Source organism: Nitrincola schmidtii, from assembly GCF_008973715.1.
In the GTDB taxonomy this organism is placed as follows: Bacteria; Pseudomonadota; Gammaproteobacteria; order Pseudomonadales; family Balneatricaceae; genus Nitrincola; species Nitrincola schmidtii.
This window is the reverse complement of record NZ_WBOL01000002.1, coordinates 1-21301: the sequence shown is the minus strand read 5'-3', so window position 1 is coordinate 21301 and position 21301 is coordinate 1. Positions and strand designations below refer to the sequence as shown.

Here is a 21301-nt window from a genome sequence, read left to right as displayed (position 1 = left end):
CCCGAGAGTAACGCTTAGATACCGGATCTCACAATTCGACATTAGCACTAACCGGTATTACGCATACCTGCGGAAATACCCGCCATAGTGACCATTAAGGCTTGCTCTAGTCGCTGATCCGGTTGATTTCTATCACGATACAACAGCTCTACCTGCAAAAAATGCAACGGATCTAAGTAAGGATTGCGCACTTCTATGGATTGACGAATGATCGGATTGTCTTCTAATAGACGATCGACCTGTTTAATCTGTTTCACCCAGTCCACTGTCCGCTGCAAGCGATCACGCAGGCTAGCTCCTAAAACGCCTAGTTCATCTGAGGTTAAACGCTTTTCATAGTAAGCCGAAATACTGAAATCGGTTTTGGCTAACACCATTTCCAACATGTCGATATTGGTTCGAAAGAAAGACCAGTCTTTGTACAACTCTTGCAACTTAGATAGCTCACCTTTTTCGATCGCATCACCCAAGGCACTGTCCGAACCCAACCACGCAGGTAATAACAAACGTATTTGAGTCCAAGCAAAAATCCAAGGAATTGCACGTAAGCTTTCGACGCCACCGTCCACTCGACGCTTTGCAGGTCTTGAACCCAGTGGCAACTTGGCCAACTCCTGTTCTGGGGTCGTAGAACGAAAATAAGGTACAAACTGGGGATCTTCACGGACAATGGAGCGATAGCTCTTGAACCCTGTTTCTGCTAACTGATCCATATATTCACACCACTGCGGATCAGCCGGTGCACCCGGGCACAGCGTCGCTTGCAACACGGCACCGGTATACAGCTCTAGATTGCGTACCGCTATCTCGGGTACACCAAATTTAAAGCGAATCATTTCACCCTGTTCTGTTACACGAAGTGCGCCAGCCACAGAGCCCGGAGGTTGCGACAAAATAGCCGTATGGCTTGGGCCACCGCCACGACCTACCGTACCGCCACGACCGTGAAAGAGTGTTAAATGAATGCCATGTTGCTGGCAAACATGCGTCAGCGCCTGTTGAGCACGATATTGTCCCCAAGCGGCTGCAAGCTGACCCGCATCTTTAGAGGAATCAGAATAACCGATCATCACCTCTTGCTTTCCCTGAGTGTAATCTTTGTACCAGTCGATACTCAGCAGGGCAGCGATACAATCGGGTCCACCATCTAAATCTGCCAGGGTCTCAAACAAGGGAGCAACGCGCATATTCCAGCGAATGCCACTTTCTTTCAGCAGTAGAATCACGGACAGCACATCGGAAGGCTTACTCGCCATCGATATGACATAAGACCCTAATGAATCAGGTGAGGTATTCGCAACGACTTGGCAGGTATCCAACACTTCTTGAACGTCAGCGGAAGGCTGCCAATCACGTGGAATCAACGGACGTTTCGATTGTAATTCTTTCAGCAAGAAGGCTTGTTTGTTGGCTTCTGACCAGCTGGAGTAGTCCCCTAAATGGTAAAACTGACACAACTCGTCAAACACTTGAATGTGCCGATCAGCATTCTGTCGAATATCAATCTTAACCAGTGCCAAACCAAAACACGCGGCTCGGCGAATCACATCCTCTAGGAGTCCAGAGGCAATATTCTCCATACCACTCTCACATAAAGAGCGATGACACAGCATAAGAGGTTCAAGAAGTTCCTGATCATCAAAGATCCAGCCTTCTTCATCCACCTTTTGCCCTTTTAGCTTGGCTGCGATGCCACTTCGAGTCGCCTCTAGCCGGCCGCGAAGCCCACCCAAGAAGACACGATAAGGTTCTGAGGTTTGATCTCCGACCAATGAACGTAACTCTGCATTGGCGCGGAACATAGATAATTCTTTACGCAGTTCATCGACATCACGAGCAAACAGATCTGCCGCCATCCAACGAGCCAACTGTAATACTTCTGCCGTGACTTTGGCGGTTACATTGGGGTTACCATCACGATCTCCGCCCATCCAAGAGGAGAAGCGAACGGGTGAACAGTGCAAAGGTAAATTGACATCCAAGGTGCTTGAAAGTGTTTGATCCAAACGCTTATAGAATGCTGGGATCGCTTTCCATAAGGAGTTTTCGATAACCGCAAAACCCCATTTAGCTTCATCCACGGGTGTTGGGCGCTGCTTGCGAATTTCATCGGTGTGCCATATTTGCGCAATCAACTGATCTAATCGTTCACTAACCGGCTCTTGGCGATCCAGCCTTTTTAGACAGTCTGTAATGGCATCATATTTTTGGATCAGGGTACGGCGATTAACCTCGGTGGGATGTGCGGTTAACACCAGGTCTATGCGTAATTCTGAAAGAGCCTGGCTGATTTGCTCGGCACTTTGACCGGAATGAAGATGCAGCTGCTCCAGCAGGCCGGAAAACTCATCGGGTTCATCCTGTTCATTGGCATCTAATTGGCGGCGAACACGATGATGCTCTTCAGCGATATTGGCCAGGTTTAGAAATTGCGTAAATGCTCTTGCCAGCGGTAACACATCGTCTTTTTCCAGCGATTCTATCGCAGATAACAATTCGTCATGATCGGGCTTTACCGCTGCTCGACCCTCTTTAGCCAATTGCCTGATGTGTTCAACGCGCGCTAAGAAGTCATCACCGAGATCGGTAGCAATGGTTCGCCCAAGGCTATCACCCAGCATACGAACATCATCGCGTAGGGCTTCATGCAGATTGATCGTCATTGCACCTCTCCTTTTTTGGCCAGTTCCCAAAATTGATCCAGTTCTTCTAAACTATACTCGTCGAAGCGTCCGCGACCGGCCAACACCTGTACTTCTACCTGTCGAAATCGACGCTCAAATTTACGATTGGTACTTCTCAGGGCTTGCTCGGGGTCTACCTTAAGATGGCGACAAAGATTAACTTGGGCAAATAATAGATCACCCGCTTCATCCAGAATAGCATGCCGTTCGCCAGAAGCGATGGCTTCTCTCAATTCGGCGATCTCTTCTTCAATCTTATCCAATACACCGGATATTTCCGGCCAATCAAAGCCCAGATTAGCGGCACGCTTTTGCAACTTTGCCGCTCGATTCAGCGCTGGCAGCGCCATCGGAATTTCATCCATCGCTGAATGACGTTCTCGTTCACCGCGCTCTTGCTGCTTAATCGCCTCCCATTGTTGATTCACCTGAGCAACCTCAGAGGCCACTGCTACGCTCTCACGCAACTGCCCATTGGGAAACACATGCGGATGACGACGTATCAGCTTGCTAACCAGTTGATCAATAATTTGATGGAAATTAAATAGATCATCTTCTTCAGCTAAACGGGCGTAAAACACCACTTGAAACAGCAAGTCACCCAGCTCATCTTGCAGATGATCCCAATCCTGTCGCTCTAGGGTATCGATCACTTCATACACCTCTTCCAGTGTATGAGGAACAATACTGGCAAAGCTTTGCTGTTGATCCCAAGGACATCCATCAGGGCCACGTAAACGTGACATCAAGTAGATAAGATCATCTAGGGTGTAGTGTTCAGTGTTTGCCATCACGCTCTCGATGTACATCTATGACATTGGGTAACTGGTTTAACTTGTCCATAATTCGTCCGAGAATATCCAAGCGCGAAATTTCTACGGTAAGCGACATACGGGCGATGTTACTGTTTTTGTCGGTGCGCGTATTGGCAGACAAAATATTGAGCTTTTCATTCGCCATGATCATCATCATGTCGCGAAGCAGACCTGATCGATCATACGCTTCAATCATAATATCAACGGGATAAGTATTTTCACCCTCTTCGTCCCAATCGACGGTGACGATTCGGCGTGGTTCCGTTTCACGCAGGGTTTGTAAGTTGCTGCAGTTTTCATGGTGAATAGAAACGCCTCGACCTTGCGTAATAAAACCGACAATAGGGTCACCGGGTACTGGCTTACAGCAGTTGGCAATCACGGTCAGTAAGTTACCGACGCCTTGTATACGTACGCCTTCGCCAACACCATGAACCTGCTGAGCATGGCGATGGTGGATGGGCTGTAATTGCAAGTCCATCTGCTCTTCATGTTCGGGCTCTGTTTGCTTCTGCGCTTCATTGAGAATCTGTGATAAACGTATATCCCCTGCACCGATGGCAGCAAACATGTCATCTGCCGTTTTGAAGCTGAGCGCCTGAACAATCACTTTCATGTTCAATTGGTGTACATCAATCGCTAAACGCTTAAGCTCCCGCTCTAGCATCTCACGACCGGCTTCGGCGTTTTGGTCACGCGCTTGAAGCTTAAACCAATGTGCCACTTTTGCTCTGGCACGAGAAGTAGTGACAAAGCCCAAGTTGGTATTCAGCCAGTCGCGTCTGGGGCGCTGCTCACTGCTGGTCATGATTTCGATCTGATCGCCGGTTTTCAGTGCATGATTCAACGGTACGATTCGTCCATTGACCTTAGCACCGCGACAACGATGACCAACCTCAGTATGAACCCTATAGGCGAAATCAACGGGTGTTGATCCTGTCGGCATATCAATAACATGCCCTTCAGGGGTAAAGACATAAACGCGATCCTGCGTCACATCTCCGCGCAGAATTTCCCTTAAACCTTCGCTTTCTCCCAGATCATCATGCCATTCCAGTACCTGACGCAACCAAGAGATTTTTTCTTCATAACCATCTCGGCGCGCACGAACATCGGTACCTTTATAAAGATGATGGGCACAGACGCCTAGCTCCGCTTCTTCATGCATATCGAAGGTGCGAATCTGAATCTCTAATACTTTACCTTCAGGACCAAAGACTGCGGTGTGTAATGAGCGATAACCATTGGATTTTGGTGAGGCAATATAATCATCAAATTCATTCGGAATATTGCGCCACAAGCCGTGAACGATACCCAATACGGTGTAGCAATCACGCATTTCAGGCACAAGAATACGCACAGCGCGCACATCAAATACTTGATTAAATTCGATGTTTTTACGCTGCATTTTACGCCAGATACTGTAGATATGTTTGGCTCGCCCATGCACATCACCCGCGATGGAAGCGTCTTGCAAACGCTCACGAAGCTGTTCTACCACTTCATTGATAAACAACTGGCGATCCATACGCTTTTCATCAAGCAGTCTGGCAATGTTTTTGTAATCATTGGGCTTGAGATAACGGAAGGAGAGATCTTCAAGCTCCCATTTGATGTGACCGATACCTAAGCGATGCGCAAGAGGTGCATAGATATCAAACACTTCTCTGGCCACAAGGTAGCGCTTTTTACGGCTTTCATCTTTTACACGGCGAATAGCGCAGGTACGTTCAGCAATTTTGATCAGTGCAACGCGCACATCATCAATCATCGCCACCAGCATTTTACGCAGGTTATCAACCTGACCTTCTGAATCACCCAAAACGGTTGAGTCATGTCGTGGGTTTTTACGGCTACCGATGGCAGCCATTTGTAAAACGCCATGAATCAGCGATTCGATAACAGGACCAAATTCACGTCTAATTTTGGCGAGTGAGAGCTTGCCTTCACGCACGGCTCGATAAAGTATAGCGGCTACTAACGACTCTTGATCCTGCTGCAACTCAGCCAGAATCTGTGCCATCTCCAAACCGATCAAATAGCTGTTTTTATGTGCACTGGCCCAGTCATCGCCATCAGCATTAGCCGCTTTCTCTTGAGCTTCGCGGGCTACTTCACAGGCCTTGCGAATGCTCTCAATATCAACACTGGAGTCCGTTTGCATCTGAAGACGATCAAGCCAAAGCTCAAGATCGACTGATCCATCCTCACGGATGGGATGTTCATCACGTACCTTAACCATTGCGAAGGTAACTCCTTAGACCACTTAACGAGGATCAAACACACCCGTAGATAAATAGCGGTCACCACGATCACAAATTATGCAGGCGATGGTTGCATTCTCAACCTGCTCAGCAAGTTTCATTGCACCCACAACAGAACCACCCGATGAAACACCGGCAAAAATACCTTCTTCTTGAGCAAGTCGTCGCATCATGACTTCAGCTTCAGTTTGAGCGACATCCAACACAATATCCACTCGTGCCGCTTCAAATATTTTCGGCAAATAAGCTTCAGGCCAGCGACGTATACCCGGAATAGCGGAGCCTTCAGCCGGTTGTAAACCAACGATACTGATGTTGGGATTCTGCTCTTTTAAGTAACGAGATACACCCATAATGGTACCGGTGGTACCCATAGAGCTAACAAAGTGCGTAATTTGCCCTGCGGTTTGACGCCATAATTCCGGACCAGTGGTACGATAGTGCGCTTCAGGATTATCGAGATTGGAAAACTGATCCAGCACTTTACCTACACCATCCTGCTGCATCTGCATGGCCAGATCACGAGCACCTTCCATCCCTTCGGCTTTACTGACTTCAATCAGCTCTGCACCGTAGGCAGCCATCGCGGCCTTACGTTCATTACTCATGTTAGCTGGCATGATCAGCTTTAGAGCATAACCCTTGATCGCTGCAGCCATCGCCAAGGCAATACCGGTATTACCAGACGTCGCCTCAATTAACACATCACCAGGCTTAATATCGCCACGCTGCTCTGCTAATTCAATCATGCTTAATGCTGGGCGATCTTTAACCGAACCTGCAGGGTTGTTACCTTCAAGCTTACACAGTAGCGTATTGTTATTAGGTACTTTAAAGCGCTGCAGGCGAACCAGCGGTGTATTGCCGACACATTCTGCGATAGTGGGATAGTGTGGTGCTGTCATAGATACAACCCTGTGTAAAAAATATAGATACTAAATCAACCACTCAAAACTCTTGTCTTAAACGTTAGACAACAGATGATGGTAACGGCTCTTGCAGTTTGACTCAACTTTCTGCAATCGCAGTTGCGACAACATATTCCTTTTCATCGCTATAAGAAAGATGCCAAGCACGAATACCTAGCTGATCAGCGTAGGTTTTAGCATATCCTGACAACACCACCAGAGGCCTGCCTTCTGGGGTTTTATCTATTTGTATTTGCTGCCAACCTACACCTTTTGCGATACCCGTACCCAAGGCTTTGACCACTGCTTCTTTAGCAGCAAATCGCTTGGCCAAGAAACGCCCAGTGTCTTTCGTCTGCGTTAATTGCAACTGCTCCTGCACTGTTAGAATTCTCTGAGCCAGCGCAGGTGTTCTGTTAAGCGCCTTGTCTATTCGGGATATTTGGACAATATCCACTCCAAGGCCGAATATCATTGAGCAACGTCTCTTGATGCCAACATGGCGCGCTGGCGAGCAGTTAACATCAAGGACTTCATCTCTTTGACCGCATCGGTCATGCCCACAAACAATGCATGAGCAATCAGCGCATGACCTATATTCAGTTCATTTAATTCTGGAATCTCTGCAATCGCTTCAACGTTATGGTAGTGAAGTCCATGTCCTGCATTCACAATAAGACCTTTTTCAGCGGCATAGGTTGCTGCTTTACGAATACGCTCAAGTTCTTTTTGCATGCCATCAGGTGTAGTCGCGTCTGCATAAGCTCCTGTATGCAATTCTATTGCAGGAGCACCGCAACGCAAGGTCGCATCAATTTGGTCGAATTCAGGGTCAATAAATAAAGAAACCTCTGCACCCTTAGCGCCTAACGTGTCGCAGAAATGCTTTACTTGAGATTCGTAGGTAATGACGTCTAATCCACCTTCAGTGGTGATCTCTTCGCGCTTTTCAGGGACTAGACAGATATGTGCTGGTTCAATTTCTTGTGCGAATGCCAGCATTTCTGGTGTTAATGCCATTTCCAGATTCATTCGTGTTTGAATGACTTCTTTAAGGACGCGTATATCGCGCTCCTGAATGTGGCGACGATCTTCACGCAGATGAACGGTAATCCCATCAGCGCCAGCAGCTTCTGCTAATTGTGCTGCATAGACAGGATCAGGGTAACGCGTTCCTCTTGCCTGTCTTAATGTAGCGATATGGTCGATATTGACACCCAACAGAAGCGGTTTACCAAAGTTCATGCAGTTCTCCTAGTGTTCATAAAGAGTTCGCGGCTTTTAAGGGGCTTATCACCGAGCAATACCGCTAAGGCTTCTCGCATTAAGCGTTTCGCGGCACGTCTAACGTCGGGATCATCATACTGATCTTCAGCAATGGAATGTAACCAAGCACCTAAATAACCGCCTTGTTGATCGGTTAGTTGCATACCCCCGTGACGAGGGTTAAAAACGTAATAATGATGCGCGTCACAACTGCTTAGCTCTAAAGCATAACCTAAACTAATCAGCAGTTGTCGTTCAAATGTGCGCAGTGCTCCTTCTAAATCATCAGATTGAGTCAGTTCACGCAATAAATAGGTGTAATACAGATAAAGTCGTGGATGTGGATCAGCCGGTTGTAATAAACGTTGTAACAGTTCATTGGCATATAGACCACAAAGTAAGGCTTTTCCTTGTGGTTGCGCCATCACTTGAGGGACTTCTGCCTGTGAAAGGTTTTTTAAATCATGTCGTCCTGTCCAACTGACATGCAGCGGCTGGAAAGGCTGTAAGGTAAAGCGGCGAGAGGAGCCAGATCGCCTTGCTCCTCTTGCGACAACACTGATTCGCCCATGTTCGAGAGTGAATAAATCCACCAATAAACTGGTTTCTCGATAGGGACGCGAATGCAGAACGAAGGCTGCAGCCTGTTCAGCACGCTGAGACATTACTCGTGCCTGTAACCTAAGCTACGCAAGGCGCGCTCATCATCAGACCAACCGCGACGAACCTTGACCCACAGATTGAGCATTACCTTACACTCGAACATCTTTTCAATATCCAGTCGTGCATCGCGACCAATGGTTTTCAGCACACTGCCTTTATCGCCGATCACGATACGCTTTTGTCCATCACGCTCTACTAAAATCAGTGCGCTAATGGTCAACAACTCTCCGTCATGTTCAAAAGCTTCTATCTCGACAGTGATACCATAAGGCACTTCTTCCCCTAGATTTCGCATCAGTTTTTCACGCACGATTTCTGAGACAATAAAACGTGAGCTTCTATCGGTTATCTGATCTTCTGGGTAGTGATGTGGTCCTTCGGGAAGGTGCTCTGCTACCAACTTTTCAAGCGCTTCGACATTATGTCCTTTCGTCGCTGACATCGGCATAATCGCCGTAAACTCACGCTTACTAGAGATCATCTCAATATGCGGCAAAAGCTCGTCTTTCTGTTTCAACTGATCAATTTTATTGACCACTAAAATGACCGGACAGGTGACGTAACGTAATTTTTCGAGGACGATATCGTCTTCTTCGAACCAACGGGTTCGATCCACAATAAAAATGACTAAATCAACATAACGTAAGGCATCTGAAGCGGTTTTGTTCATAAAACGGTTCAGGGCTTTGCCCTGATCATCTTTATGTAACCCAGGGGTATCGACGTAGATAACTTGATCCAGTCCTTCAGTTTTGATGCCGTGAATCTGGTGTCGGGTCGTTTGCGGCTTACTGGAGGTAATACTGAGCTTTTGACCTAAAATTTGATTTAATAAAGTTGATTTGCCAACGTTTGGTCGTCCAACGATAGCCACGAAACCACAGCGTGTTGCTTCAGACACGACCCTTCTCCTCTCGTAATTGAACTAAGGCAACTTTGGCTGCATTTTGTTCTGCTTGTCTGCGGCTATTACCTTGACCCTGAGTCGGCTTATCTAAGAGCACAGTGTGACACTCAATATTGAAGGTTTGTGCATGAGCTTCACCTTCAACACTGACCAGTTCGTATTCTGGAAGATCTAAACGACGTGATTGCAAGAACTCTTGTAAGCGTGTCTTCGAGTCTTTAATCGAGCCATCTAAATCGAGTTCATCTAAGCGCTTTTCATACCAGGAGAGGATAAAGCGTTCAGCGGTTTCAAGGCCCGCATCGAGATAAATAGCGCCAATAATGGCTTCAACAGAATCAGCCAAAATCGAATCACGACGAAAACCACCACTTTTAAGTTCGCCAGAACCTAGACGCAAATAATCACCTAAACCTAACTCGCGTGCAATTTCAGATAGGGTTTCCCCTTTAACCATCAACGCACGTAAGCGACTTAACTGACCTTCACGTGCCGCCGGAAAGCGCTGAAATAGATCGGCGGCGATGGTGAAATTGAGTACAGAGTCACCTAAGAACTCGAGTCGTTCATTATTACGCTTACCACAACTTCGGTGAGTTAACGCCAACTCAAACAGTGACTCATCTTTAAAACGATGCCCTAAACGCTGGGCCAGCTCTGATACAGGTTTCTTCAAGGTTTTCTAGCTTCAAAAGTTTCCTGGAACATTACCACTGCATCAACATTGCCAAACATCGGTACACGCACTTCATAGTCCAGATTAAAGAAAATCATGCCGGCATCCTCTGTGATCATCAGTGCTTCTCTACTTGGTAAAGAAACCTGATTAATCAGGAAACGGCGATCGATATTACTGCGAATTTGAGCGATGGGTCGACCTAACTCTTCTCGATCTTCAGAGGTTGCTTGAACAACCGCAGAGATGGTCCGATATTCCCAATAGGGAGAGAAGAGTTTAAAGGCTACGCTAAAAACCAAACCCAACAGGATAAGAATGCTCAGTACACCAAAAAAGGAGGCACCGGCTTGTCTGTTATGCAAATGTTTTGGCATGATCATCATCCTATCTAATTTTACGCATCACACTGAAGTCGGGCAAACTAAAGAAGTTATCCCAGTGCATCCAAACGACTATTGCCTTACCCACTAGCAACTCATCTGGGACAAAACCCCAATAGCGACTGTCGTTGCTGTTATCACGATTGTCTCCAACCGCGAAATAATGCCCTTCTGGTACCACCCATTGAGCTGACATAGAAGGTCTACCTAAGTCTTGATAAATAGTGAACGAGTTATCACCGAGTGTCTCTTGAAGTAAAAGTACTTCAGGATTTACCGGTGGCAATCTTGCCAATAATTCAGACTCTATCTCTACACCATTAATATAGAAGGTTTTGTTGTGATAGTGAATCACATCACCTGGTACACCAATGATTCTTTTAATATAGTTGATGGAGGGGTTATTAGGGTAGCGAAAAACAGCCACTTCACCTGGTTCAGGATCATTAATTTCGATGACCTTGGTATTTAATACCGGCAATCGAACCCCATAGTGGTGTTTATTGACCAGAATAAAGTCACCAATCTGCAAGGTGGGCAGCATTGATCCTGATGGAATCTGAAAGGGTTCAAACAGAAAAGAGCGCAGTACCAGCACCACTGCCAACACTGGAAACATCGATTTTCCAAGATCAGCCCAGCTAGGCATTTGTAGGATCTTGTCACGTGTCTGATCTGGAAGTGGTCCGCCATTTTCAGTTTCAGCAATGGCTAAGCGTTGTTGTCGCTTAGGTGCAAAGAGCAAGCTATCCACTAACCACAGCAAACCTGTTACGGCAGTTAAACTGACTAGCACTAGCGCAAAATCAAAATCCATGTAAGCCTCAGCTATCTACTTTCAATACAGCAAGGAAAGCATCTTGAGGAATCTCAACGCGACCTACTTGCTTCATGCGCTTTTTACCTTCTTTCTGTTTAGAAAGCAGCTTTTTCTTACGGCTCACGTCACCACCATAACACTTAGCCAGTACGTTTTTGCGCAACGCTTTGACGGTAGTGCGCGAAATCACCTTGCCACCAATAGCCGCCTGTATGGCGACATCAAACATCTGACGAGGAATTAAGTCTTTCATCTTCTCACAAAGCATACGCCCTTTGAAAAGCGCGTTATCTTTGTGCAAGATAACGGCCAACGCATCGACCTTATCTCCATTGATCAACACATCCAAACGACAGAGTTTAGCTGCTTCAAAACGAATGAAGTTGTACTCCAACGAAGCGTAGCCTCGACTGACCGACTTCAGGCGATCAAAGAAGTCCAACACCACCTCAGCCATCGGCAGCTCATAATGCAATTGAACTTGGTTACCCACAAACAGCATGTTTTTTTGAACACCGCGCTTTTCAACACACAACCCTATCACCTGACCTAGGTAGTCTTGTGGCACCAAAATACTGGCGGCAACGATAGGTTCACGCATCTCTTTCATAGCAGCGGGATCAGGCATTTTTGATGGGCTATCGATGTGAATGACCTCACCGTTGTTCAGCTCCACTTCATAGACCACGGTGGGTGCAGTGGTGACTAAATCTAGATCATATTCACGCTCTAAACGCTCTTGAATAATTTCCATGTGCAGCATTCCCAGGAAGCCGCAACGGAAACCGAAACCTAACGCATCAGAACTTTCAGGTTCAAAAAATAACGATGCATCATTCAGTGTCAACTTATCCAAGGCTTCACGGAAATCTTCATAATCATCGGCGCTGGTTGGAAAGAGACCTGCATAAACCTGAGGTTGAACTTTCTTAAAGCCGGGCAAGCTCGGTACATCAGGTGTTTTAGATAGGGTTAATGTATCACCGACAGGAGCACCATGAATATCTTTGATGCCAGCAACAATAAAACCAACTTCACCCGCCTTCAAACAATCCGTAATCAGACGTTTAGGGGTAAACACTCCGACGCTGTCCACTAGATGAACTTGACCCGTCGATTTAACTAGAATTTTGTCTTTTTTACGCAGTTGTCCATGTTTAACACGAACCAGCGAGACAACGCCTAAATAGTTATCAAACCAAGAGTCAATAATTAGGGCTTGAAGCGGAGCATTAATATCACCTTCAGGTGGTGGAACCAATCTAACCAGTTCTTCTAGAACCTCGTCAACACCCATACCGCTTTTTGCCGAACAAGCTACGGCATGAGTCGCATCAATACCGATCACTTCTTCGATTTCAATTTTAACTTTCTCTGGCTCTGCTTGTGGCAAGTCCATCTTGTTAAGAACTGGAACAACCTCTAGGCCTTGTTCTATTGCGGTATAGCAGTTAGCTACTGACTGCGCCTCGACACCCTGTGCAGCATCAACGACTAACAACGCACCTTCGCAGGCCGCCAGCGAACGAGATACTTCATAGGAGAAGTCTACGTGACCGGGTGTATCAATGAAGTTTAATTGGTACACCTTGCCATCTTTGGCAGTGTAATTCAGTGTCACACTCTGAGCTTTAATGGTAATACCGCGCTCACGCTCGATATCCATTGAATCTAAGACTTGAGCTTCCATCTCACGCTCAGAAAGACCACCACAGACCTGAATAAAACGATCCGCCAAAGTAGATTTACCATGATCTATGTGAGCAATAATGGAGAAATTACGTATATGATTGAGTTTATTATCTTTTACGACTTCTGACATTCAGTATAACCTAGGGTATGTACGCAACCGTATACAGATATATCCATGAGGACGGATGCAAAATAGAAATTGGGACGTATTGTACCTTGAAGCAAATCGCTTGGCGATCTAAAGAGACATAGATACTGACAGCAAACTTTCTAATTTTATCAACTTCAGCTATAAAAATTTCAGATTATTATACCGGAGCACTTTCTACAACCAGAGTACGGGGATTGACGACGGTACTTCGACAATTGTTGCGACCCGCCTCTTTAGCTTGATAAAGGGCTAAATCCGCTTGTTTTAACAAGTCCTCCAGACTGTCTTCTTTTTCAATTAGATGACTCAAACCTATACTTGTCGAAATATGCTCACTGGTTTTGGGGATTAAAACTTTTTCCACCATCATCCGAAGGCGTTCTGCAACAGCAAAGGCTTGTTCTGGCGTTGCATCATCTAGCAACAGGACGAACTCCTCACCACCGATACGCCCTTGAATATCGGTATGCCTAGATACTTTTCGGCAGCACTCCGCTACTTTCATGAGCACATTATCACCCGCTTGATGCCCCCATACATCGTTCACATGTTTGAAATGGTCCAAATCAATCATCATGAGTGCTAACTGTCTATCTTGACGTTTACAACGCTCGAGAAGTGCCTGTCCTTGTAGATAAAAGGCTCGGCGGTTAAGCATTTGCGTCAATGGATCATGAGCGGCATCAAACATCGCCAAGCGTCGCTCTTCCAAAGAAGCACCAAGCAGCATCGCCATGCCTAAGTTAACACTGAACAGTGTTTGCAACTCAATTGCAGGATAAGTATCTAAACCGAGTAAAATATAATGACTAACGGCTGTTGTATTAACACACAGCGCTGCAAAAAGTGCGAATCGTATCCCATAAAAACTAGCGGCCCAGGCAACTGGCAACAGAATCAAATAACCAAAACGACTAATCTCAGCTTGAAGTCCTGTTAAAACAAATAATAAAGTCGTAGCAGACGAAATCAAAATAAGCAGCATCACAGGACGCAATAATCCGCTATCGAAAATATCTTCATAGCTGTTTTCTTTTTCAAAGAAGTCTAAAAATAAACTGACGGCTGCAATAAACATTAGAACACCGCCAAGGTCACCGATCCAAAAGGAGACAAAAATATTTAATCTGTCACTAGGATCTAAACCCAAATAATGCTCCATCAATACCACCGATGTGATGGCTGATAGAATGGTGGTCAAGAAAACCGAACCTATTAAAATGGTAACGGAGTACATTCGCATCAACGGCAAGCTGAATGCTGGCACTTTTCTCAGAATCAAACCTAAGCAGGAGTAGAAGAATAGTTGACGTATAGCCATCGTAATCTGCAGCCCACCCCATTCCCAGAATGGATCAGTTGGGGAAGCTCCCAACATGATGGCGATAGCACCAATAGGTATATAAGCAGGACCAAAACGGTAAATGAAGTAAAACAGAACACCAGCCGCAGGGTAGAAGGCACTGACCATTTGATTGATTTCAAATAGGCTAGCGAATTGCCATAGTGCGCCATACAGAAAAATGAGCAGAGCAGATCTAAATATATAAGTCATCCATCTAACCCAAAGTAGTCCATTGTCTGAGTTTTAAACAATGATCTTATCCTAACTAGCAAGATGATGACTAGTAGCGCTAGGTCTTAATTTAGATTTAACACATGAATTGACCTAATGACTAGTGCGATATAAATGAAAATGCAGCCTTTTTAGGGGCTGCATTTGTTAAAGACAACTAAAAACTAAGGGTTTATTCTAAGCGGAATAAACATTGCGCTGCCTCTTCGCACAATTCGCAGGGGAACCGCTCGGTCATCTGGAAGTTCTGCCACGATTTGGTAGAACTGTTCTATAGTTTCAATGCGTTCGCCATTCAACATCGTAATAACATCGCCATTGACCAAGCCCGCTTGTGCACCCGGTCCAACGTTCACCTGGGATACGACGACACCTGAATTTAAGTTCAAACGCTCTCGTTGCTCTTGTGTCAGAGGCGAAACAACAATTCCTAAAGCGGTTTCAGCTGAAGGCTCAGGTTCACTGGGGCCACTGCGTCTTTCCGCTAGTTGATCGTCATCTGGTAGTAAACCGATGGTGACAGAAATAGTTTGTTGTCGACCATCTCTCATCACATTGACTTCGGCTTTATCACCTGGACGAATACGCCCCACTTGATGAGGCAACTCTGATGAGCGAGCAATTTCATTACCATTGAAGGTTAAGATAACATCGCCCTCACGAAGTCCAGCTGATTGCGCAGGACTATCAGGTAACACATTCACTACCAGAGCACCCGATGGTTTATCTAGTCCAAACGACTCAGCCAAATCTCTACTGACCTCCTGAATTACAACACCAAGCCATCCACGTGAAACGCTACCACTATCGCGCAACTGATCAGCAACCTCCATTGCTACATCGATGGGAATAGCAAAAGAAAGCCCCATGAATCCACCTGAGCGGGTATAGATTTGAGAGTTAATACCAATAACCTCACCATCTAAGTTGAATAGCGGTCCACCTGAGTTTCCTGGGTTTATGGCAACATCCGTTTGAATAAAGGGTACATAAGTATCATTGGCTAAAGAACGTTCTGTGGCACTGACAATACCTGCTGTAACGCTGTGATCGAAACCAAAGGGTGAACCAATTGCTAGTACCCACTCACCCACTTCAACATCCGCTGAACGACCGGTTTTTACATAGGGTAAGTTTCGTGCGTCTACCTTCAGTAAAGCGACATCTGAGCGAGGATCAGAACCAATAACTTCCGCTTCCAGCTCTCGGCGATCACTTAAACGAACAATCACCTGTTCTGCATCACGAATAACATGATGATTGGTCAAAATATAGCCATCAGCAGACAGGATAAAACCAGACCCTAGTGAACGTGGTGCAGGGTTACCACGTCGTGGAGTAGGGGCTATATCAGGAAAACCTCTGAAGAAGTGTCTAAATATTTCTGGAATATCTTCACTACCGGGACCACGAAACTGACTAAATGGATCAGCCATTTCTTCAGGAGCCTTCTGCACAGTACTGATATTCACAACAGCGGGAGAGGATTCACGAACCAGTGTCTTGAAATCTGGCAACTGTTGCGCCAAAGCTTGGCTAGATAACAACAGCGTCATTAACAAGCACCCTATTAACCAGTGTACTTTTTTCATAACGAGACCTTTTTTCAACGGTTATTGTGCGATTCTTAACAGTCTTGGTGTGTAGTTAGGGTTTGACAAGAGTTTCACAGAAAGTTTCCTAGCCACCACAAAACCCAACAATAAAGCGGCTAGCCCTGACACAATAATCAGACCTTCTGAGAGATTCAATAAAGTTGCAGCAACAGCAGATATAATTAAAAAAAGCAGAGGAATTAGATACATAACAACTGATGACTTAAGCAATGCATGTTCATGCAAACCTAATACAACAAACTGCCCTACTGCTACAGAGAGTCTTTCAGGGTTTTCAAGCTTAAACAGGATGCTTTTATTTCCAAAAAGCCCTGCCAAACTGCGCTGACCACAGTTAGCACTAGCTTGACAGGCATTACAAGCGCTTAACCTTGAAGACGATACCAGTATGAAGTCTGAGTGAACTTCAACAACTTCAGCAATTTCCTCAAGCACTGGCAACCACGCTTCTTAACGGTTCGGTGTTACAGCAGTAGCAATGCGTTCTGCAACCATTATCGGCATATCCCCGACAACAGTGACGAAACGATCATCAGTTGCTTGCCCTAAAGCAATAAAGTCTCCAGTATCAATAACACCCTCAGGCATGGTCTGCATCCCCAGTTGTTCAACACTGACTGAGAAAGCTTTGAAACCATTCGAGAACACCATGACTTCACCAGCTCGGGTGGATTCATGACGAATGTTTTGATACCCCTCAGGCAACCAAGCCAAGCCCCACTCTAAGGGTTTTGATTCAACTAAAGAAAGATGCTGATCGATATAACGTTGCATGCCCTGAGGTGAACGTATCATATCCTCATCTAAGGAGTATGAACGCTGATAATTGGCTGAAAGTGATTGCTGACCAAAGGTTACTGGTTGTAATAATGGGTTTCGTTGAACATTAGTAGACGCCGTCACAACGGCTTGAGGAGCTTGCTGAACACTGGGCTCATCATTAGACAACCAAGAAGGACCTAAAATGACGACAGCAGTCACGGAAGCGGCAATCCCCATACTAATAAAAGAACGCAGCATACCCGAGAATGGAGATGACACCCCTTCAGATGAGGTGCGATCACTGCTATCTGGAGACTTAGTCTGTTCTTCTTCCAAAGCCATCATCACTCTGTGACTTATGTCGAAAGAGCTAATAGGTTCGCGCTTCATAACGGCGCTTGCCAGATGATATCTTTGCCAACGATCAGCGGTTTCATCGTCCTGCTGACACGTTTTTAATACACGACGAAGTTCCAAGTCATTGACTTCGCCATCCATTAAAGCAGATAAGGTTTCTTTTTCTACACTCATGCTGTCACCTCAGCGTTTACTTCGCGCGCGTCTCAGTCATTTCTGAGCATCGGTGCGATCTCATTATCTATAGCTTCCCTCGCTCTGAAGATACGGGATCTCACCGTGCCAACAGGACAATCCATCACCTGTGCAATTTCTTCATAACTCATCCCTTCAAACTCTCGAAGGGTTAGGGCCACACGCAAATCTTCTGGCAGTTTTTCCAAAACCTGATTGATTACCCTTTGCAATTCATCTCTATAGAGTGCATTTTCAGGGTTTTCAATATCACGTAGATCTGAGTCAGACTCAAAATATTGAGCATCTTCAGCGTCTACATCGGTATCAGGCGGACGCCTGTTTCTAGCCACCAAATGGTTCTTAGCCGTATTGATGGCAATTCGATACAACCAAGTGTAAAACGCGCTGTCGCCACGAAAATTAGGCAAAGCTCGATAGGCTTTAATAAAAGCTTCTTGAGCAACATCCATTGCTTCATGGTGATCGTATATATAACGAGAGATCAACCCTATAATCTTATGCTGGTACTTTTTGACCAGTAGATCAAAGGCGCGTTTATCTCCTGCTTGTACACGCTCGACCAGAAGCTGATCAGCGTTGACCTGGCTCTCTTTCGACACTTGGGATCCTTAAAAGACGGTTGAGATGACCTGTGAAATCATTAGTAATCCAGTATGTGGTTTCCCTAACAGTCATTCAAGACCAGCGCCTAAGAATTTATTCATATATCTTCGATGCAGTTAAGGCGATGAAGTTCCACAAAGGTTAAAATTTTACGCAGAAGACTTACACTCAAGACTAAGGTATAGGGCATAATGATAAGTAACAAGATAACTGAACAGGACGAGCTATGACAGAAGCAAATGATTTCGACGTTCTGGTAATCGGAAGTGGGGCAGCAGGACTAACACTAGCGCTTCAACTGGCCGATGACTATCGTGTTGCCCTATTGAGCAAAAGCACTCTTCAGGCAGGCTCTACATGGCTAGCACAGGGCGGAATAGCGGCTGTTCTCGATCCACAAGATCAGTTTGAGAATCATGTTAACGATACCTGGATTGCGGGTGCTAAATTGAGCCGCCCAGCTGCCATCGATCACACCATCCGTAACGGTCCAGAAGCCATTCATTGGCTAATTGATCAAGGGGTTCCTTTTACCCAAGATCAACAAGGGTATCACTTAACCCGTGAAGGCGGTCACTCACACCGGCGTATTATTCATGCAGCAGATGCTACTGGACGTGCCGTACATGAAACACTGATACGCAATGCCTTGGCGCATAAAAATATTAAAGTATTTGAACATCATATCGCTATCGATCTCATTACTCGCCGTAAACTTGGCATGATGAATAACCGCTGTGTGGGTGCTTACGTTTTGAACCATCAGACAGGTCATGTGATTGCATTCAAAGCGCCAACGGTAGTGCTCGCCACAGGTGGTGCATCTAAGGCTTATCTATATACGAGCAACAACGATGGCACAACGGGCGATGGCATAGCGATGGCATGGCGAGCAGGATGTCGCATTGCTAACATGGAATTTAATCAGTTTCACCCGACCTGTCTTTACCATCCAAAAGCAAAATCATTTCTGATCACAGAAGCGGTGAGAGGTGAAGGAGGATTACTGCTTTTACCCGATGGTAGTCGTTTTATGCATAAGTTTGATGATCGGGGTGAATTAGCGTCAAGGGATATAGTGGCTCGTGCCATTGACCATGAAATGAAGCGACTAGGGTGCGATTGTGTTTACTTAGATATCTCACATAGACCACCTGAGTTCATCAAGGAGCACTTCCCTACCATTTATGAGCGCTGTTTAGACTTCGGAATCGATATTACTAAAGAACCTATACCTGTAGTGCCAGCAGCGCATTATACCTGTGGTGGCATTATTACAGACCAACAGGGCTGTACCGACATACCGGGGCTATATGCTATTGGAGAAACAGCATTTACAGGTCTTCATGGAGCTAATCGCCTAGCATCTAACTCGTTACTGGAATGTGTTGTTTATGGTCGATCTGCTGCCGCTCATATTCGTCAGCAAGACTTGGCTAGCTATATAGATGAAGACTACTTACTACCCGATTGGGATGAGTCACAGGTTACTGACTCTGATGAGGATGTCATCATTTCACATAACTGGGATGAACTAAGACGTTTTATGTGGGACTATGTAGGTATTGTAAGAACCAGTAAACGTTTAGAACGAGCAATGCATCGAATTCTATTATTGAAACAAGAAATTGCGGATTACTACTCAAACTACAAAATTAGTAGGGATCTAATCGAATTACGAAATCTAGCAACCGTAGCAGAACTTATTATCGTCTGTGCAATGCAGCGCCGTGAAAGTAGAGGTTTGCATTTTACCCAAGATTATCCCACTCAGGCAGCTGAATCAGCGGATACGATTGTTACACCTCCGAACTTCTGCTGGCCGGATGCTGTAAGGGCAGATGAAACAGTAGCAACACATTCAACCGTCTGAATGTATCTGTTTCGACAGCATCTTTAGGTACGACGACCCAGTGTCGTCTACCTTGATCATCCTCAAGTTTCATTAACAGCCACCCGCTTAAGATGCTGTAATGACAAAGCTTAGTAATTATAAAAGTATGATTATTATAATCCTGTGCATACCATTCACGATCATCGGGAAAGCAGTGTAAGGATTTTATTTGCTGCTTATTTGATAAGAAGCCTTTAAGTGTAAAGTGATAACTCAGCACTATTAAGCTGAAGAGCGGTAGGATAGCTACAAGAGTAAAGTCGGTCATGGCTAGTGCAATGACCGCGGAAACATGAACCATGAAAATGGTTAATGTAAGAGTTTTGGAATAGCCTAACTCTATATCAACCTGGCTGAACCCGCTCAAGAATAATCCTTACAATCCGTTGTAAATCTGCATCTTCGGGCTGATCTCTTTCCATAAACCAAACGAATAGATCTTGGTCTTCACAAGCGAGAAGCTTAACAAAACGCTGTTGATCTTCAGAAGCTAAATTGGGTAACGCTTCTTTGGCAAAAGGCTCAAGGAGCACGTCTAATTCCAACATCCCACGGCGGCACTGCCAGGCAATACGTCTAAAATCTTCTTCATTAAACATGGATACAACCCATAAAATTTAAACGATCAAAAAGAAGTGTGTATTTAACACTGAATGAGGTGCAAAAATAAAGGGGTTACCCTTCTGGATAACCCCCTCTTCGTATTAAGTGCCTGGCGATGACCTACTCTCACATGGGGAGACCCCACACTACCATCGGCGATGACGCGTTTCACTACTGAGTTCGGGATGGGATCAGGTGGTTCCACGTCTCTATGGTCGCCAGACAAAACTGGAACAACTCGGACTGTCGAAATAGATGTTGTATTGGCTAGTCTTGCTAGCTATTTGTCTTGTGTCGATACAAGCTTCAACCGGATGCCTTTCAGCTATCGATCTGCTTAGCTCTCTTCGCTAATTCGTTACGTTCAACCAAACGCCTTGGGCGTTATATGGTCAAGCCTCACGAGCCATTAGTACAGGTTAGCTCAACGCCTTACAACGCTTACACACCCTGCCTATCAACG

Annotated in this window: 20 protein-coding genes and 1 rRNA gene; 1 reads left to right on the top strand and 20 read right to left on the bottom strand. The window is 45.5% G+C overall.

Annotation, left to right across the window (positions count from 1 at the left end):
* Positions 1-47 precede the first annotated feature (47 nt).
* From ppc to rpoE, 17 genes are all read right to left on the bottom strand, one after another.
* Positions 48-2663, bottom strand: a complete 2616-nt coding sequence (gene ppc, locus F7R24_RS01875) for a phosphoenolpyruvate carboxylase (RefSeq protein ID WP_151669548.1) — start codon at positions 2661-2663, stop codon at positions 48-50.
* Positions 2660-3475, bottom strand: coding sequence for a nucleoside triphosphate pyrophosphohydrolase (mazG, locus tag F7R24_RS01870; RefSeq protein WP_151669547.1), 816 nt, complete (start codon positions 3473-3475; stop codon positions 2660-2662). Before mazG ends, ppc begins: the two co-directional genes overlap by 4 nt.
* Positions 3462-5741: a GTP diphosphokinase gene (gene relA / locus F7R24_RS01865; RefSeq protein ID WP_151669546.1), complete on the bottom strand. Its 2280-nt coding sequence runs from the start codon at positions 5739-5741 to the stop codon at positions 3462-3464. The genes mazG and relA overlap by 14 nt, the downstream gene beginning before the upstream one ends.
* 24 nt (positions 5742-5765) lie before the next feature.
* Positions 5766-6668 carry a cysteine synthase CysM gene (cysM, locus tag F7R24_RS01860; protein WP_151669545.1) on the bottom strand — a complete coding sequence of 301 codons (903 nt, stop codon included), beginning with the start codon at positions 6666-6668 and terminating at the stop codon, positions 5766-5768.
* Between the two features lie 103 nt (positions 6669-6771).
* On the bottom strand, positions 6772-7146 hold the full coding sequence (acpS, locus tag F7R24_RS01855; RefSeq protein WP_151669544.1) for a holo-ACP synthase: 375 nt from the start codon (positions 7144-7146) through the stop codon (positions 6772-6774).
* Positions 7143-7916: a pyridoxine 5'-phosphate synthase gene (gene pdxJ, locus F7R24_RS01850; RefSeq protein ID WP_151669543.1), complete on the bottom strand. Its 774-nt coding sequence runs from the start codon at positions 7914-7916 to the stop codon at positions 7143-7145. The genes acpS and pdxJ overlap by 4 nt, the downstream gene beginning before the upstream one ends.
* Positions 7913-8602, bottom strand: coding sequence for a DNA repair protein RecO (gene recO / locus F7R24_RS01845; protein WP_151669542.1), 690 nt, complete (start codon positions 8600-8602; stop codon positions 7913-7915). Before recO ends, pdxJ begins: the two co-directional genes overlap by 4 nt.
* Positions 8602-9501, bottom strand: coding sequence for a GTPase Era (gene era / locus F7R24_RS01840; protein ID WP_151669541.1), 900 nt, complete (start codon positions 9499-9501; stop codon positions 8602-8604). The genes recO and era overlap by 1 nt, the downstream gene beginning before the upstream one ends.
* Positions 9494-10183 carry a ribonuclease III gene (gene rnc / locus F7R24_RS01835; protein ID WP_151669540.1) on the bottom strand — a complete coding sequence of 230 codons (690 nt, stop codon included), beginning with the start codon at positions 10181-10183 and terminating at the stop codon, positions 9494-9496. Before rnc ends, era begins: the two co-directional genes overlap by 8 nt.
* Positions 10180-10560, bottom strand: coding sequence for a DUF4845 domain-containing protein (locus tag F7R24_RS01830; protein WP_151669539.1), 381 nt, complete (start codon positions 10558-10560; stop codon positions 10180-10182). The genes rnc and F7R24_RS01830 overlap by 4 nt, the downstream gene beginning before the upstream one ends.
* Before the next feature lie 10 nt (positions 10561-10570).
* Positions 10571-11383, bottom strand: a complete 813-nt coding sequence (lepB, locus tag F7R24_RS01825; protein WP_151669538.1) for a signal peptidase I — start codon at positions 11381-11383, stop codon at positions 10571-10573.
* Positions 11384-11390: 7 nt separating this feature from the next.
* Positions 11391-13208 carry a translation elongation factor 4 gene (gene lepA, locus F7R24_RS01820; protein WP_151669537.1) on the bottom strand — a complete coding sequence of 606 codons (1818 nt, stop codon included), beginning with the start codon at positions 13206-13208 and terminating at the stop codon, positions 11391-11393.
* A gap of 178 nt (positions 13209-13386) precedes the next feature.
* The gene (locus F7R24_RS01815; protein ID WP_151669536.1) at positions 13387-14784 is read right to left on the bottom strand and encodes a GGDEF domain-containing protein; all 1398 of its coding nucleotides are present in this window, start codon (positions 14782-14784) and stop codon (positions 13387-13389) included.
* Between the two features lie 185 nt (positions 14785-14969).
* Entirely contained in the window at positions 14970-16397 is a 1428-nt protein-coding gene (locus F7R24_RS01810; protein ID WP_151669535.1) for a DegQ family serine endoprotease, read from the bottom strand.
* Positions 16398-16418: 21 nt separating this feature from the next.
* Positions 16419-16856: a SoxR reducing system RseC family protein gene (locus F7R24_RS01805; protein ID WP_240775961.1), complete on the bottom strand. Its 438-nt coding sequence runs from the start codon at positions 16854-16856 to the stop codon at positions 16419-16421.
* Between the two features lie 15 nt (positions 16857-16871).
* Positions 16872-17714: a MucB/RseB C-terminal domain-containing protein gene (locus F7R24_RS01800; protein WP_151669533.1), complete on the bottom strand. Its 843-nt coding sequence runs from the start codon at positions 17712-17714 to the stop codon at positions 16872-16874.
* A gap of 32 nt (positions 17715-17746) precedes the next feature.
* Positions 17747-18337, bottom strand: coding sequence for an RNA polymerase sigma factor RpoE (gene rpoE / locus F7R24_RS01795; protein WP_151669532.1), 591 nt, complete (start codon positions 18335-18337; stop codon positions 17747-17749).
* A gap of 230 nt (positions 18338-18567) precedes the next feature.
* On the opposite strand from rpoE, the gene nadB reads away from it, so the two are divergent.
* Positions 18568-20214 (top strand): L-aspartate oxidase, encoded by a 1647-nt coding sequence (gene nadB, locus F7R24_RS01790; protein WP_151669531.1) that lies wholly within the window; start codon positions 18568-18570, stop codon positions 20212-20214.
* Here nadB and F7R24_RS14970 read toward each other — a convergent pair.
* The 3 genes from F7R24_RS14970 to rrf form a co-directional block, all read right to left on the bottom strand.
* Positions 20141-20536, bottom strand: coding sequence for a protein YgfX (locus F7R24_RS14970; protein WP_420812977.1), 396 nt, complete (start codon positions 20534-20536; stop codon positions 20141-20143). The genes nadB and F7R24_RS14970 overlap by 74 nt on opposite strands.
* Before the next feature lie 43 nt (positions 20537-20579).
* Positions 20580-20834, bottom strand: a complete 255-nt coding sequence (locus tag F7R24_RS01785; RefSeq protein WP_151669530.1) for an FAD assembly factor SdhE — start codon at positions 20832-20834, stop codon at positions 20580-20582.
* A 111-nt stretch (positions 20835-20945) separates the two neighbouring features.
* A 5S ribosomal RNA gene (rrf, locus tag F7R24_RS01780) occupies positions 20946-21061 on the bottom strand.
* Positions 21062-21301: the final 240 nt, after the last annotated feature.